At 56.8% G+C, this 15,874-nt stretch carries 14 protein-coding genes and 1 tRNA gene; 9 read left to right on the top strand and 6 right to left on the bottom strand.

From position 1 onward, the window contains the following. Positions 1-146 precede the first annotated feature (146 nt). Positions 147-1,805, top strand: coding sequence for an alpha-amylase family glycosyl hydrolase (locus tag AC2IBB_RS32195; RefSeq protein WP_486330705.1), 1,659 nt, complete (start codon positions 147-149; stop codon positions 1,803-1,805). A gap of 180 nt (positions 1,806-1,985) precedes the next feature. Here AC2IBB_RS32195 and AC2IBB_RS32190 read toward each other — a convergent pair whose 3' ends face one another. Further along, on the bottom strand, positions 1,986-2,855 hold the full coding sequence (locus AC2IBB_RS32190) for a hypothetical protein (RefSeq protein ID WP_486330704.1): 870 nt from the start codon (positions 2,853-2,855) through the stop codon (positions 1,986-1,988). Positions 2,856-3,056: 201 nt separating this feature from the next. Between AC2IBB_RS32190 and AC2IBB_RS32185 the strand changes: the two genes are divergently transcribed. From AC2IBB_RS32185 to AC2IBB_RS32175, 3 genes are all read left to right on the top strand, one after another. Beyond that, entirely contained in the window at positions 3,057-3,671 is a 615-nt protein-coding gene (locus AC2IBB_RS32185) for a hypothetical protein (protein WP_486330703.1), read from the top strand. A 113-nt stretch (positions 3,672-3,784) separates the two neighbouring features. Then, complete coding sequence (locus AC2IBB_RS32180) at positions 3,785-4,720, top strand: aldo/keto reductase (protein WP_486330702.1); 936 nt, start codon at positions 3,785-3,787, stop codon at positions 4,718-4,720. Beyond that, a complete protein-coding gene (locus tag AC2IBB_RS32175; protein WP_486330701.1) occupies positions 4,717-5,397 on the top strand; it encodes a DUF6064 family protein in 681 nt (226 codons plus the stop codon). The genes AC2IBB_RS32180 and AC2IBB_RS32175 overlap by 4 nt, the downstream gene beginning before the upstream one ends. On the opposite strand, the gene AC2IBB_RS32170 is transcribed toward AC2IBB_RS32175, so the two are convergent. Continuing rightward, on the bottom strand, positions 5,394-7,919 hold the full coding sequence (locus tag AC2IBB_RS32170) for an ABC transporter permease (protein WP_486330700.1): 2,526 nt from the start codon (positions 7,917-7,919) through the stop codon (positions 5,394-5,396). The genes AC2IBB_RS32175 and AC2IBB_RS32170 overlap by 4 nt on opposite strands. Beyond that, positions 7,903-8,583 (bottom strand): ABC transporter ATP-binding protein, encoded by a 681-nt coding sequence (locus AC2IBB_RS32165; RefSeq protein WP_486330699.1) that lies wholly within the window; start codon positions 8,581-8,583, stop codon positions 7,903-7,905. Before AC2IBB_RS32165 ends, AC2IBB_RS32170 begins: the two co-directional genes overlap by 17 nt. 223 nt (positions 8,584-8,806) lie before the next feature. On the opposite strand from AC2IBB_RS32165, the gene fbp reads away from it, so the two are divergent. Beyond that, complete coding sequence (gene fbp / locus AC2IBB_RS32160; protein ID WP_127973907.1) at positions 8,807-9,817, top strand: class 1 fructose-bisphosphatase; 1,011 nt, start codon at positions 8,807-8,809, stop codon at positions 9,815-9,817. 58 nt (positions 9,818-9,875) lie between these two features. Here the strand turns inward: fbp and AC2IBB_RS32155 are convergent, their stop codons facing one another. Both AC2IBB_RS32155 and AC2IBB_RS32150 read right to left on the bottom strand, forming a co-directional pair. Next, on the bottom strand, positions 9,876-10,970 hold the full coding sequence (locus AC2IBB_RS32155) for an ankyrin repeat domain-containing protein (protein ID WP_486330698.1): 1,095 nt from the start codon (positions 10,968-10,970) through the stop codon (positions 9,876-9,878). 80 nt (positions 10,971-11,050) lie between these two features. Then, entirely contained in the window at positions 11,051-11,788 is a 738-nt protein-coding gene (locus AC2IBB_RS32150; protein WP_486330697.1) for a substrate-binding periplasmic protein, read from the bottom strand. A gap of 399 nt (positions 11,789-12,187) precedes the next feature. Here AC2IBB_RS32150 and AC2IBB_RS32145 point away from each other — a divergent pair, with 399 nt between their 5' ends. Next, a complete protein-coding gene (locus AC2IBB_RS32145) occupies positions 12,188-12,682 on the top strand; it encodes a hypothetical protein (protein ID WP_486330696.1) in 495 nt (164 codons plus the stop codon). Positions 12,683-12,821: 139 nt separating this feature from the next. On the opposite strand, the gene AC2IBB_RS32140 is transcribed toward AC2IBB_RS32145, so the two are convergent. Then, positions 12,822-12,898 (bottom strand) — tRNA-Arg (locus AC2IBB_RS32140). A 452-nt stretch (positions 12,899-13,350) separates the two neighbouring features. On the opposite strand from AC2IBB_RS32140, the gene AC2IBB_RS32135 reads away from it, so the two are divergent. The 3 genes from AC2IBB_RS32135 (at position 13,351) to AC2IBB_RS32125 (ending at position 15,788) form a co-directional block, all read left to right on the top strand. After that, complete coding sequence (locus AC2IBB_RS32135) at positions 13,351-13,530, top strand: hypothetical protein (protein ID WP_486330695.1); 180 nt, start codon at positions 13,351-13,353, stop codon at positions 13,528-13,530. A gap of 97 nt (positions 13,531-13,627) precedes the next feature. Next, positions 13,628-14,311: a B3/B4 domain-containing protein gene (locus tag AC2IBB_RS32130; protein WP_486330694.1), complete on the top strand. Its 684-nt coding sequence runs from the start codon at positions 13,628-13,630 to the stop codon at positions 14,309-14,311. A 130-nt stretch (positions 14,312-14,441) separates the two neighbouring features. After that, the gene (locus AC2IBB_RS32125) at positions 14,442-15,788 is read left to right on the top strand and encodes a phosphohexomutase domain-containing protein (protein ID WP_486330693.1); all 1,347 of its coding nucleotides are present in this window, start codon (positions 14,442-14,444) and stop codon (positions 15,786-15,788) included. The last annotated feature ends 86 nt before the right edge of the window (positions 15,789-15,874 follow it).

The following is a 15,874-nucleotide window of genomic DNA, read 5'->3' as shown; positions in this document are numbered from 1 at the left end:
GGATTGTTGACGTAAACGTTTACGTTGCCTAGCATCCGCTGAAAATCCCGTAATAAGCATGATTATTCATATTTATATAGAAAATCATGCTTTTTTTGAAACAATTTTAGTTAATCGTTTACGTTCAAGCAGATGAGGTGCGAGCCATGGCGGAGAGTAGTGCAATGCAAGGACAGGTGCGGCAGTCGGATTGGAGCGACGGCGGCGTGATCTATCAGATTTACCCGCGCAGTTTTTGCGATTCCAACGGCGATGGCGTTGGGGATCTGAATGGCATTACGGAAAAGCTGGACTACATCGCGAGCCTGGGCGTGGACGCCGTGTGGATTTCGCCGTTCTTCAAGTCTCCCATGAAGGACTTCGGCTATGACGTGGCGGACTACTGCGACGTCGATCCTATCTTCGGCGCGCTGGCGGACTTTGACCGCATGCTGGCGGCGATGCATGAGCGCGGCCTGAAACTGCTGATCGATCTGGTTCCCTGCCATACCTCCGATGAACATCCCTGGTTTCAGGAAAGCCGCTCCGACCGCAGCAATGCCAAGGCGGACTGGTATGTGTGGCGCGACGCCAAGCCGGACGGCAGCCCGCCCAATAACTGGCGCGCGCACTTCGGCGGACCTTCCTGGACCTGGGACGGTCGTCGGGCCCAATACTATCTGCATCACTTCCTGCCGGGTCAGCCCAACCTGAATTATCGCAACCCGGCGGTGACGGAAGCCATGCTGGCGCAGGCGGAATTCTGGTTCAAACGGGGCGTGGACGGCCTGCGCATAGACGCCATCGCCACCCTGGCGTACGACCCTGAACTGAGGGATAACCCGGCGCGGGATCTGGATGATCCATTCCGGCAATCCGCCGCAGCGCGGGCCAACCCGTTCCATTTGCAGCACCATCGACACTCGTTCAATCAGCATGAGGAAGTGGTGGCTTTCCTGACCCGTTTGCGGGCGCTGGCGGATCGCTATGAGGGTCGCTTTCTGCTCGGCGAGGTAGGCGGCGACGGGATGGCGGTGAGCGCCGAATACACCGCGGGCGAAGACCGCCTGCAGTCCTGTTACAACTTCTCATTGTTGGGCGCGCCCATCAGCGGTCGTGTGGTGAAGGACATTGTGACGGCGGTGCTAGCGGAGGTAGGTCCCGGCAAACTGACCTTCGCCGTGGGCAACCACGATGTGATGCGGGTGACTTCCCGTTGGGCGGCGGAAGCGTCCCCTGCGCAGCAACAGACCTTGGCGAAAGCCGCGCTGACCCTGCTGATGACGCTGCCGGGCAAAGCCTGCGTGTATCAGGGGGAAGAGCTGGGTCTGACGCAGGCGGACCTGCCTTATGAACTGTTGCAGGACCCGGAGGGCGTCAATGGCTGGCCCCACGCCAAAGGCCGAGATGGCTGCCGCACGCCGATGCCCTGGCGCGACGATGTCGCTGGCGGCGGCTTCAGCGCTGGGGAGAGCTGGCTGCCATTGCCTGCAGAACATCTGGCTGCGGCGGCGAATCGACAGGAAGAGGCGGCGCATTCGGTACTGCGTTATACCCGACAGGCGCTGGCGCTGCGCAAAGAGCGGCCGGAGCTGCGCCGGGGACGCACAGAGCTGCTGAACGCCCCGGATGAGTTATTCGTCATCCTGAGGAAAGAAGGCGATAGCCAGATATTAGGGATATTTAACCTGTCGCCTCAGGCGCAGACTTTCGCCCTGCCTGGAAATCACTGGAGTGAGCCATTACTCGCTTCAGAAGCGGCTATAGCCAATGGCGTCGTCACGCTCCCCGCCTTCTCCTGTTGCCTGTTGGAGAATGTGAAGTAGGCGTTGCGGGAACCTATAAGTTCAAGATTGTGCCGAGGAAATCCCGTGTGGCCAACTTCAGCCTGGATTATGTTTATCCGCCCTGAGAAGTAAGTCCGCAGTCTGACCGGAATACATAATAAAGGCGGGGTGTCCCGCCTTTGTTCGTGCTGCGTCTGATTGGCTGTCTTTAGTAGTGAATCAGAGCGACAACCAGTATTTGTCAGGAATATTGCTGGTGTCGTCGCTGAGGGATTTGTTTTCCTCTATGTGAAACACCTTGCGGCCTTCCATTTTCTGTAAGGAGTCTTTCACCAGCGGGTGGTTATTGAAGAACTCCAGGAAGGCGTCGTAATGGTCGGTGAAGGCGGTGTTCAGGACGTCAATCAAGTCCTGACGCTTGGGCGACACGAAATACAGCATGGGAAGCTTGTAAACCACCAGAATTTTGTCGTCCACCATCATGTTCTTGTCAGTGCAGACATAATCCGCGCCCAGATCGCAGCGCGACCCCAGCTCGCCGTAAGGTTCAATAATGGAGCGCGGGAACAGGTCCGCCCTGCCGCCATCGACCATTTTGAACAGGTTGTCGAAAGTGGAGTTGGTCTGCATTTTGGTGAAACCGCCGCCCACCAGAATAGGGATGTCGCCCCAGCCCTGGCCTTGCACCACGCTGAACTCTTTTAACTGATCGAAGGTCATGTCCTTGGACAGTTTGGCGCTGGTTTCCTTGTTGGTGATGAATACCCGGTGGCCCAGCAGGCCCCGCAAAATGGGGTAGCGGATCGGCGGCACCCGTTCTTCTATCTCCGCCGTGGCGCCCAGCCAGTCGATATCATAAGAACCGTCCTTTAACAGCATTTCCCGGCGGGTCTGTGCGCTGGACGGCTGGAAGGAAATGAATTTGGCGTCGGTTCCCGTTTGCGCGACAAGAAACTTGAGCAATTCGAGCGCGTATTGATCCAGTGTAGAGCCTTCTCTCAGAGCGACATGACGGATTTCCATCGTCTCTGCGCGGGCGGAAACAGCGAAGACTGAGATCAATACAGCGATGATGACGGATCTGATCATAACTGTGCCTCGGCATGGATTAGATTTGTTTTAAATGTCGGCGATCATTCATACAAAGTGTAGCAGGCGTGCTGGCGAGCGCCGGTTAGCTTTGTAAAACGTTGCTGAATCAAGCGTCTGGGTTGGGAAATTCCCCACTTATGAACTAACTTTTCAGAAATGAGATATCTCAGATAGATCTGTTTTCAGGAGGAAATCAGTGTGAAAAAACGTTTCCTATTGTGCCTTATCTGCCTGACCCAGGCGGCGACGGCGAGTGAGCGCGATGTGGATTTGCTGTTTGAATATCTCGGAATTGATCGCGATATTCCGCTGTATGAAATGCCGCGGGCGTTGCGCCAACGGATAGAAGGCATCGCTGAGCAGGTGCAGGTCAGTCGCGAGGAGGGGTTGATCATGGAGCGCAGCAGCTATACCGATCTGAAAGCCTACATCGAAGACTTGTTGAGCGATATGGATGTCGGCTCAGGGGCGGTGTATTTGTGTCCGCCGGTGGAAATCTACGCTCAGGGCGATCGGCGCATGCCCGATGGCCGCATACGTCGCGATACGGTGGGCCGTATCAGTGTGACTGGCGATTGTCGCTGGTTCGGCGGGGGCGATAATGGGCAGAACGGCTGGCTGGATATCGATAAGTTCTGGAATTGTTCCGGCAATACCCAATACGACTACGGGCAGGCGTATTTTGAGGCGGGTGAAAAATCGGTCAAGGTGGCGGACACGGAGTATTTCTCGGTTTATCCCCTGGAAGAAAGTCACGATATTGTGGTGTATGGTCAGGTGTCGCCTTCCCGCTGCATACGCTGCTGCCCTTGATGGCGCGCTTGCGATCTCCCGTTTGAGCGCGTCCCTGTTCAGGCTGGACGCGCTGATTTATCCTCTAGTATCTATGTGCGACGAGAACCACAGGCGTGAGCCGGGAGGGGAGCATGGCGCATGGAGATTTAACGCGACGCAGGCTGTTGCAGGCGTTAGCCGCCGCCGCTCTGACCACGCAGACGCCGTCTATCTGGGCGCGCGCCACGGAGACAGCGCCACTGGCGAGACCGATTCCCTCTTCGGGCGAAATGCTTCCCGTTGTCGGACTGGGCAGTTGGATTACATTCAACGTCGGTAACGATAAAAAACTGCTTAACGAAAGCGCCGCCGTCATCGATGCGTTTTTACAAGCCGGCGGCGCCTTGATTGATTCATCCCCTATGTATGGCTCCGCTCAAGCCACCATCGGTTATGGTCTGGCGCAATCCCGGCTGGGCGACAAGGCGTTTTCTGCAGATAAAGTCTGGTTGCGCGACGGGGAGGAAGGACCACAGCAAATCGCAGATTCTCTGTCCCATTGGCGCAAACCCCGCTTCGATCTTTTGCAGGTGCACAACCTGCTGTCCTGGGAAGCGCATCTGGATACCTTGCAGGCCATGAAGCAGCGTGGTGAGTTGCGCTACATAGGCGTCACCACCTCTCATGGTCGCCGGCATGACGCCATGGAGCAGGCGATGCGTCAGCGTCCTTTGGATTTTGTGCAACTCACCTATAACCCACTTGATCGCGAAGTGGAGCAGCGTCTGTTGCCGCTGGCGGCGGAGCGGGGCATAGCGGTGATCGTCAATCGGCCGTTTCAGCAGGGCGACCTGATCCGACGTCTGCGACGCGAGCGTCTGCCGGATTGGGCGACGGAGATTGGCGCCGCTTCCTGGGCGCAGTTCATTCTTAAGTTTATTTTGTCCCATCCCGCAGTGACATGTGTGATTCCCGCCACCACTAGCGTGAACCATGTTCGCGAGAACATCGCTGCGGCGACGCCGCCTTTCCCGGACGCCAGCCAGCGTAAGCGTATCGCGGATGAGGTGCGGAAACGGCTCACATGAGCGAATGGTGGACCTATCGCCCTGAGCATCTCCTGATGTTCTCCAGCCGGGTGTACTGGCGTTTGTTCGAGATGCACAACCAGGCCTGGTGGCCCTGGCAATGGCTGTTTTTGCTGACAGGGGTAGGGCTTCTGGCGCTGATGGCGCGCCCGCGGTCCTGGAGCGGCAGGGCCGTCGGCGTCACTCTGGCGGCGCTGTGGTTATTCGTCGGCGGGTTTTTTCTGTGGCCGCGCTATGCGTCCATCAACTGGGCGGCGGAATACGCCGCCTACGGGTTTGCAGCGCAGGCTGTACTACTGTGTTGGCTGGGCGTCATCAAAGACCGACTGAAGTTTGCGCCCCTTGCGGACAAACGCTTCTGGCTGGGAGCAGGTTTGTTTCTCTACGCTTTGCTGGCGCATCCACTGACGGCGCTCGTCTTTGACAGGCCGCTGGCCGCTGCGGAAGTGTTTGGGATGACGCCGGACCCTCTGGCGATAGGCACGCTGGGTGTTGTGGCGGCGACGTCTGGCGGTGTGGCCCGCTGGCTGGTTCCCATTCCCGGCTGTTGGTGTCTGGCCAGCTGGTTGACCCTGGACACTATGGCGGAGCCTTGCGCGTGGATTCCTTTGCTGGCGTTGTGCTGGGCGCTGGCGTCCTGCAGGTTGGGGCGGAAAGCAAGGGCCGCCTCCGCCTAAGCGTCGCGCAACAGGCTGGCGGGCTTGATCTGCAGACGCCGCATTAAATAACGCGCGCCCAAACTCAGCGTAATGGCGCTGACGCTGAATGCGGTGACGGCGCCCAGCCAGATGAGGTCTTCAGAGGGCAGCTTCAGGCGCAAATTCAGCAGCGGCAGAGCGATGGCGGAACCCAGCGCCACAGCGAACAGGGAGGTAAGCAACGCCAATAGCGCGTATTCCATGTGCAGACCGCGCTGGATTACCGACATTCTGGCGCCGAGGGAATGTAGCACTGTGGCGTCGTAAACCTGCCGGGCGCGCCCAGCGGCCATGACGCTGGCCAGCACCAGCAGGCTGGCGGCCAGACTGACGCCTGCTACCACTACCAATCCCGCGCCCGCCTTGGCGAGTAAATCCCGGGCGGCGTTCAACAGCGCGGCGGTGCGTACGGTAATGACATTAGGGGCGACCTGGGCGATATGGTTTTGCGCCGACAGCGCGTCCGCGTCGCTCATATAGGCGGCGCCCACATAGCGATGAATAAAAGGCTCTAAGGCGCCGTCAGCGAGAATGCCCTCAAACCAGAAACGGGTTTGCAGGCCCTTTTGGCTGTAGATGGCGGCGACTTCCGCCTCCAGTTCGCGGCCTTCGATCTGAAAGCGGACGATATCTCTCAGTTGCAGACCAAGCTGGCGCGCCTCCCGGTCTTCCATCGCCAGATTGGGAAGTCCCGCCTCGCTCAGTGGCGCATCGTCCGGCCACCAGACGCCTTCCACCAGATTTACATTATCGATGTTGTCGACGGAGTAGCTGAGCTTGTACTCATCCTGTTGGGTGTCGCGAAGGCGCTCCAGATCGGCGCTGAAGCGCTCGCTCAAGGGGCGTCCGTTGATGCTGACAATGCGTGACCGCACCAGTGGAGCCATGTCGAGGCGAGCCTCGTGAGGGCCTTGCACCGCGGCGACCACTTTGTCGTACTGGTAGGGGAAAACGTCATACAGCACCAACGCGGGAGACTCTTCGGGAATAGTGCCGTGAATCGCCCGCACCAGCGCCGCCACCACCAGTGTCGACGCCACCAGCAGCGTCAGCGCGGAGCCCAGGGACAACAGCGAGGTCCGTAATGGTGAATGGGGGCGGTGCAGGTTGGCGACCGCCAGGCGCAGGGTGAAGCGTCCACTGAGAACGGGATGGCGATCCAGCGCTATGGCCCCGCGCCGCAGCAGGCGCACCACGATATCCAGCAATAACAGCAACAGTCCCACCACCGCGACGAAGCCGACGCCGAACATGAAGTCCGGTAATGCGCTAAGCACCAGCGCAACGATCGCTCCAGCGCATAACAGGGTCGCCACGCGCCAAAGGACGGAAGGGCTATTGGTCGTCACATCGGTTCCTCGAAACAGGGAGGCGGGAGACGTGGCGAGCGCGCGCCCGATGGCGGGCAGGGCGAAGGCGTAAGCGGTAAGCAAACCAAAGGCGAGGGCCGCCAGCGCCGGCGCTATCAATACGCTGACGGAGGCGGCGATGGGGACCTCCGCCGCGGCGATCTCTGCGCCGAGCAGGGCCATTGCGCCGCCTGATATCGCTCCCGCCAGGCTGGCGCCGCCCGCCATGATGCCCGTCTGCAACAGGTACAGCGTCGCCAGTCCGCTATTACGCAACCCTAGCGCGCGCAACGTGGCGATGGTCTTCAATTTACCCTGCAGATAGGCCTGTATGCTGTTGAAGACGCCCAGGCCGCCAATAAACAGGGTGCTGAAGCCGATAATCAGCAAGCCGGAGGCAATCTGGTCCAGTCGTTCGGAGATGCGACGGCTGCGGTCTTCAAAGGTGCGCACCTCCCAGGGTTGGTCGGGGAAGCTCTGATAGAACTGCTCGCGCCACTCCAGAGTGGGTGTCGTGGTGCGAACCCGGTATTCATAATCGACCCGGCTGCCGGGTTGTATCAGGCCGGACGCTTGCAGCGCTTCTTCCGCCAGCAGCACTGGCGCGCCACGCCAATTGGCGTTCAGGTTGCGGTCTGGCTGTTGCAGCGTCAGGGCGCGCACTTCCAGGGCCAGTGCGCCCGCCTTGACCTTGTCGCCGATGCTGAGCTTCAGCTTGCTCGCCAGACTAGGATCAATCGCCGCTCCCCAGTGCCCATTGGCGAAGGCGGTGGCCTGCGCCAATGGCATCGCCGGCTCCAGGGTCAGCTTACCGTAAAGGGGATAATTAGCGTCGGTGCTTTGTAACTCCACCCGCAGAAAGGCGCCGTCAGGTCCGCCCAGCATCGTGTCGAGCTCCGTCACCAGGGAGATATCGCCGCGCGCCTGCATCCATTCAAGGGTGGCTGGCGGCAATGGCGCGTTGCTGTCCACTTCCAGGTCGCCGCCCAGCAGCATGCGGGTATCCGCCAGCAAGGCGGCGCTGATCATGCGGTACAGCCCGCCTGACGCCGACACCAGCGTCACTCCCAGCAGCAGACAGGCGCAGAACACCCACAGCGAACGACCGCTGGCGCGCAGGTCTCGCCAGGCCAGCTCAAGCAGGAAGCGCATGAGATTCCTCCACCAGTTTGCCTTCATGCAGACGCAACACCCGGTTGCAGCGTTTGGCGATGGCTTTGTCGTGGGTCACCATTAGAAGCGTAGAGCCGGTTTCGCGGTTGAGGTCGAATAGTAGGTTGCTGACTTTCTCTCCGGTGTTCAGATCAAGGTTGCCGGTAGGCTCATCCGCCAGCACCAGTTTGGGGGCGTGCACCAGGGCGCGGGCGATGGCGACGCGTTGCTGCTCGCCTCCCGACAACTGCGCGGGGTAGTGGTTCTCCCTTTGCGCCAGTCCGACTTTGGCCAGCATGTCCCGCGCCCGCTCGCGGGATTGCGGGTGTCCGGCGATGTCCAGCGGCAGCGCCACGTTGGCGAGGGCGGTGAGACTGGGAACCAGATGAAAAGACTGGAAGATGATACCGAGTTTGTCGCGCCGCATATCCGCCAGGCCGTCTGCGTCCAGCGTTGACAAGGCCGCTCCGTCCAAGTGGATTTCGCCTCTTTCCGGCTGCTCCAGGCCAGCCAGAAGGATCAGCAGGGTTGTCTTCCCGGAGCCGGATGGTCCTATAATGGCTACTGTTTCACCGTCGGCGATGGCGAGGTCCACGCCGGAAAGCACGTTTAATCGGCTGCTCTCCAGCGCATAGGACATGGTCAGGTCGTTCAGTTCAATCATCGGTTCACCGGTTGGGAGGTTGGGGCAGGGACTATGTCAGGCGCAACGGCGACGCTCCCGAAACCACATAGACCCTAGCGGTAATCACTGACTGACGGGCGCGCAGGCATCGAATAAAAAGCCAAGTCGGCGACTGCGCCCTTTAACTCTGCAGCCATGTTAGTAAAAATAGACCTTACACCTCTAGAGACCAAAAAGTTCCTTCTACATACGAGAAACCATTATGGAAATAATTAAGACCCTGGGCGAGTTCATCATCGACCGGCAGAAAGACTACCCGGACGCCAGCGGCGAGCTGACCTCGCTGTTTTCCTCCATCCGCCTGGCGGCGAAAATTCTGCACCGTGAAATCAACAAAGCGGGTCTGGCCGATATCACCGGCGCCGCAGGCGACGAAAACGTGCAGGGTGAGCAGCAGCAGAAGCTGGACGTGTACGCCAACGAACGCTTCAAGAATGCGCTGGCGCAACGGGGCGTGGTGTGCGGCATCGCGTCTGAGGAAGAAGAACAGTTTGTCCGCTTTGAAGAGACCAAGAACCTGGGCGGCAAATATGTGGTGTTGATCGATCCGCTGGACGGTTCCTCCAACATTGACGTTAACGTGTCCGTAGGCACCATCTTCTCGGTATATCGCAGAGTATCTCCAGAAGGCGAGCATGTAACGGAAGAGGACTTCCTGCAGCCTGGGCACAAGCAGATCGCCGCGGGTTACATCATCTACGGCTCCTCCACCATGTTGGTGTACACCACCGGCAACGGCGTCAACGGTTTCACCTACGACCCGACCATTGGCGTATTCTGTCTGTCGCACCCGAATCTGCGCATCCCGGAAGACGGCACCATTTACTCCATTAACGAAGGCAACTACATTCACTTCCCTGAGGGCGTGAAGAAGTACATCAAGTTCTGCCAGGAAGAAGATGAGGCCACCCAGCGCCCTTACACCTCCCGTTATATCGGTTCCCTGGTGTCAGACTTCCACCGCAACCTGATCAAGGGCGGCATTTATCTATACCCCACCTCCAGCCGCTATCCGGAAGGTAAGCTGCGTCTGCTGTACGAATGCAACCCCATGGCGTTCCTGATCGAGCAGGCTGGCGGCAAGGCCATCGCCAATCCGGGCCAGCGCATTCTGGATATCGAACCGAAAAAGCTGCATCAGCGCTGCCCGCTGTTCGTGGGCTCGCCGAAGATGGTGGACAAACTGGAGCAGTTCATTAGCGAACTGGGCTGATTACGGCCTCCGCCTCCTTCAAAACGGCCCTTTGCGGGCCGTTTTCTTTTGTGCGGCCCTATAGATACAGACTGGCGTACCGCTGCGGCGCGACCAAAGTCTTGAGCATATCCATGAAGACGGTCTTCAGGTAGGAAGAGAGCATCCCGTCGCCATGATCGACAGCATTCAGGGCGCGAGCGTAGGCTGTCAATTCCTGTTGCGTGGCGTCGTCAAGCGCGGCGACCTTTTCGTACAGCTTGTCCGCCAGATAATAAAGCCAGATATTCTCGGCGCTGTCGTCGTTAGCGGCGTCAAGTTGTGACGCGTCGACTTTCTTCGCCCAGGTTTTCGCTTTTGCGCTCAGCCATTTCAACAGAGCTGTGAACTCTTTCTGTGCGTTCTTGGATAACGCGGCGTAGTGGCGCTGCTCGTCGGCTTTGGCCAGCTCCAAAGAAGAAGGCTTAAGTTTTGTGGCCTGGGCGCCGGACGCCTGGAGTAAAGCGACGATGGCGTGATGTCCGCGATCGGAGGCTTCGGATATCGCCGTGGCGCCGTCGGCGTCCTGCAACTCGGTCTGGGCGCCATGGATGAGTAAACGTTCCACCACGCCGATGTGTCCTTTGAAGCAGGCCGCCATTAACGGCGTGCGCCCGCTGCTTTCCGACAGGTTCACCTTGGCGCCGCGCTCCAGTAATAGCGCCGCCATCTCTTCACTGCCTGCGTGGGCGGCGAGCATCAGGGACGTCCAGCCATCATGGCGGGCCGCGTTGACGTCTGCGCCGTGTTCAAGTAACAGGGTCGCCAGCTCCGGCAGATGATAGGCGGCGGTTTTCATTAAAGGGCTGGTTCCATCATCCATGGCGAGATTGACGTCCGCGCTAGCCTTCAGCAAATGCTCAACAATGTCTGGATGTCGCCATTCCACGGCCATGGCTAAGGCAGTGGCGCCCTGCTTACCCTGGATATTCACATCCGCGCCCTGGGTAAGCAGATAATCCGCCATATCGACGTCGCCGGCGGCGCAAGCGATAATCAACGGCGTACTGCCCTCTGTGGCGGAGAATGGACTGCGCGTATTCCGGTCGAGTTTCGGGTTCTCCTGAAACAGTCGGCGTAAGCCTTCCAGATCCTGTTTCACCGCTGCGTGTATGAGCGCTTTTGCTAAATCCACCAGATGACCCCGCCTGCTATCTGTTTATGGGGTCATCAAAGCGGAAAGCGGTCGCCAATGCAACACACTAAAGTCCTGCGTTACTTGTATTCGCCTTTGCGGGACTCCTGCAGATATTTATCGTAACGGCCATCTTCGATCACCTTTTTCAAGCCGCGATTAAATGCGTCGAGAAGCTGTTGGGCGTTGGGCGTTTTCTTGCTGATTAAAACGGAGTATTTGCGCGGCTCCAGAGTTTGGGGGTGAGGGATCAGCTTATCCGCAAAGCCGAAGCGGGTGATGCTTTCGATGCCGACTTCAGTGTCTTCTAAGACGATGTCCAAACGCCCGGCGGCGAGCTTCTTGTAATTTCCTTCTTCGTTGCCGATGCGGTCGATTTTAACCAGGCCCTGATTTTCCAGCTCTTCAATCCCATAGGCGTAACCGATAATGCCGCCGACTTTGTATTTGGCGAGATCTTCCGGCGCGCTCCAGTCGATAGGGTTGTCCTTGTTATAAAACAGAGAGGTGCCCAGCGTCGCGACGGTGTCGGAATAGTAGAAATCCTTAGCGCGCTCGTCGTTATAACCCCAAATCAATGTCCCTTCGAACTTGCCCTCTTTGGCGTCCTCATAACCACGCTTCCAGGGGAGAAATACATAATCCACCTCGACGCCTTCCTCTGCAAACGCATCCTTGACGATCCGGGACATAAATCCGTGATGCTTCAAATTCTCAGACAGATAAGGCGCCCATTCACCGTTCGCCAAAGAGATCTTCTCCGCCTGAGCAAAGGAAGTGATTAGACACAAAACAACACTGACCATTAACGCTTTCATATCATTCTTGCCTAATTCAACGTGCAATTAGAAAAAGGAAGCCAAAGCGGCCGCCAACCTAAAGCGCCTCTATCTGGGCGTTATTAGGAAAGTATAGACACTAACTGCGTAGGCGGGCGCAACCAGGACTGGCGCTGCACAAATCCAGCGGCTGGCGAATGAAAGACGTCGATGTCTGGCCGACAATATACCTATGTGCAGAGCATTCCCCGGTATTTCCATAGATAAGCGGTTCGAAAAAAGTGTGAAGGGATAGCGGATCGAAAAGCGCCATCCTCATACAAGCATAGGGGATAACGCGTATCTCTCTATGCGATAAAAATAACACTTACGAACTTAACAAGGATCTATGGAATGTCAGTTCACAGAATAAATGGAATACCCGAATTTTTCGCATATATGAATACCTGGGCGGGTGCGGATGGCTGGTATGTGGTTGGCGGCTGCGCAGCGTGGATGCATATCGCCAGAGCGCCCAGAAATATGTCTGAAGGTGTGGATGAGTACCGGTCTATTTTCCCCAATGATATAGAAGTAGTTGTGGCTCCTTCAGCCAGGGAGAGGATTATCCAGTCATTGGAGGGCAAAGAGTTAGTGGTCGCTGTGGGCAGCTTTGGCGACCTGGCTGTTGACCTGATCGGCGGCGCTCAAGACATGGTGGCTGAAAAAGTGAAGGACTGCGTGCATATCGCAGGGGGAAATGTGCTCAATATCGATGACATCATCAGAGCATATGAAGGGTCGGGCAACCCCGCCAAACTGGCCAAGCGCAAAAAACGCATCGCTATGCTGAAATGCATCAAGAACCATCTTGAACTGAATCAAGACAATATCGACAGGCAGAAACCGGCCAAAACCTTATTTGAAGAAATGTTTGCGAGGACGAAAGGGTAACCTTTCAACGTTCTCAGTTCTTTTTATGGAGCCCATGCGAGAGCTGGCTCCATTCTTCTTTATTGAAAAAACCATATAGATATGCGCTTGGGACATGCAGGCAGTGTAAGGGTTTTGCTATGCGATAAGAGAGATAAAATGGCGCGCCCGAGAGGATTCGAACCTCTGACCTTTGCCTCCGGAGGGCAACGCTCTATCCAGCTGAGCTACGGGCGCTTTAGGGCAGGTTGTTTGCGAAGTCCGTTAGAGACTCAACAAAACAGGGTGCATATGATAGGTAGATTGTGGTTTTCTGTCTATGTCTGAATCGTGTTTGGCGCGATTTTTCTTGATTTCTCTTCTTTTCTTCCAATCGATTGTGGCGATCCTGGCTGTGCGTTGAGATGGCCGTTGGAACTGGTTGTGGATGTCTCTCTACTTTTATTTATGCGTATTTATGCACCACTTTGATAGTTGTCAGGCGCTTTAGTGGCGCGAATAAGGGCGTCAACAACGGTGACCGTGACTCATCTGGCTGATGCTTCTTATGTTAAATCAGCAGGTTAGGGCGTGGCATATTTTATGCTGAATGTTAATGGAAGCTTGGCAGTGATGTTGTTCTTCTACGCGCCGGGAGATTGGCGCTTTTTACTGAGCTGAAAATACTACCGTAATAGTAGGAGTGGACAATGCAATCAGGTCTGGTTAGTACTTGGCAAGACGCAACAGCCTCTTTCAATTTTGGCGATAACACTGGCGCATCTATCCTCACAGCTTTGGCGTTAGGAGTGATGGTATACGCAGTGGCGCGCGTCGCCTCCGCACGGCGCGCGCAGAAAAAAGTCTACGTAAAGCGCCGGGACGATTGAAGCGATCAGGCAGGGCGGGCTTGTTTTCCCCTGCCTTTTTTTGGCCTGCGCCAGTCAACCATCACGTTGACGTACGCCCAGCAAAAGGAGTTAAGGGATGGTTGCTTTTCAGATGACCCGCGCCGCTGCGCATTTAGGTTTGCAGGTGGTCGCTGTGGCGCTGGAGGATGTGAACAATAGGGATTACACGCCTTATTTACATGCGCTGAGAAAAGTGAAACTGGCGCAGGCCGTGGCTGCGTATCAGGGTTGTGATTTGGATGCAGACCCCCATATTGGCGGCTATCGACGGTTAAAAGAATCGGTGTCGCGATCCTGGAAACGCTTCCCGGTTTCAGTTGAAAACCTGATCGGCGCGCTACGGCGCAATGGCGATATCCCGTTAATCAGCCCTGTGGTGGATATCTACAACCTGTTGTCTCTGGAGCGACGAATCTCCATTGGCGCCCATGATCTCGACAGGCTGGACGGCGGCGTACGACTGGATGTTACCCGTGGCGTGGAGATGTTTGCGCCTTTGGGTAGCGAGGATCAGGCGCGAGCGCCTGTAGGAGAATTCGCCTATCTGGACGCTGCTGATCGGGTGCTGTGCAGAATGGATTGCCGACAATCCAGGGAGACTTGTCTGCTGCCGTCGAGTCGTAGGATTTTATTGATTGTGCAGGGACATGCCGACATGGCTGCGGATAGCGTGCGCGCCGCCGCCAACAGTTGTATTGACCTTATCCTGACATATTGTGGCGGCGATTGTACGCAACGGTTCGAATGTCTGCATGAATGAGGTTTATGGGGTATTCCCAGGGCGGAAATATATTCCTTTTGGCGCAGTGCAACGGCCCATTATCCACTTTACAATCGACTTATATTCATTGCAGTCCATATTTACAGACACATACTGGAGTAACGCATTCATGGATCTTAGCTGTTTCAAAGCCTATGACATCAGAGGCCGCGTGCCTGACCAGCTGAATAACGATATTGCGGAACGGATTGGCCGCGCTTATGTTGAGGTGACCGGAGCTAAGAAAGTAGTGGTTGGCTATGACATCCGCCTGTCCAGCCCCGCCATGGCCGAAGCCCTGAGCAAAGGTTTGATGGCGGCCGGCGCTGATGTTTACGACATCGGACTGTGCGGTACAGAGCAAGTGTATTTCGCAACTTTCTATCACAAAATGGACGGCGGCATCATGGTGACCGCCAGCCACAACCCCCAGGATTACAACGGCATGAAGCTGGTCGGCGTGGACTCCCGCCCGATCAGTTCCGACACTGGCCTGTTGGATATCAAAGGCAAAGTGCCGGGCGAGTTCAAAGACGCCGAACAGCCAGGTTCCTATCATAAGCTGGATACCTTGGAAGCTTATATCCAGCACCTGCTGACCTATGTCGACACGTCTACGCTGAAGCCAATGAAAGTCGTGGTCAATGCAGGCAACGGCGGCGCAGGTCTGGTGATCGACGAATTGGAAAAACACCTGCCGTTCACTTTTGTAAAAGTACATCACGAGCCGGATGGCCACTTCCCGCATGGGGTGCCTAACCCTCTGTTGATGGAAAATCGCGATAGCACCCGCTCTGCGCTGCTGGAATCCGGCGCTGATTTTGGCGTGGCCTGGGACGGCGACTATGATCGCTGCTTCCTGTTTGATGAAACGGGACGCTTTATTGAAGGCTACTACATCGTAGGTTTGCTGGCGGAGCAACTGCTGCGCAAGCATCCTGGCGCAGGCATCATTCACGATCCGCGTCTGGTCTGGAACACCATCGACGTGGTCGAAGCGGCGGGCGGCAAAGCCATCCAGAGTAAAACCGGACATGCCTTCATCAAGCAACGTATGCGTGATGAAGACGCGGTATATGGCGGTGAAATGAGCGCGCATCACTACTTCCGCGACTTCGCCTACTGCGACTCAGGCATGATTCCCTGGTTGATGGTGGCGGACCTGATCAGCGCTACCGGTCAGTCTTTGTCCAGCCTGATTGACGACCGCATGAAAAAGTACCCCGCCAGCGGCGAAATCAACCGTACGTTGGAAGACGCTGGCAAAGTGCTGAAAGCCATTGAGGAAGAATACGCACCCAGGGCGAAATCCGTGAACTTCGTGGACGGCTTGAGCGTGGAATTCGACGACTGGCGCTTTAACCTGCGTATGTCCAACACTGAGCCCTTGGTGCGCTTGAATGTAGAGTCCCGTGGGGATCAGGCGTTGATGGAAGCTAAGACTGCGGAACTGCTGGCGAAAATCGATAGCATCTGATTCGGCTGAGCTATCGGTAAAAATTCAGATGCAGAAAAGGCCGGCGTTCTTCAGAGCGCCGGCCTTTTATTTTATACGTGACCCGT

The organism is Hahella sp. NS-SX17 (assembly GCF_057367735.1).
The sequence above is the reverse complement of the archived record's forward strand: the minus strand, read 5'-3'. Positions and strand labels throughout refer to the sequence as shown.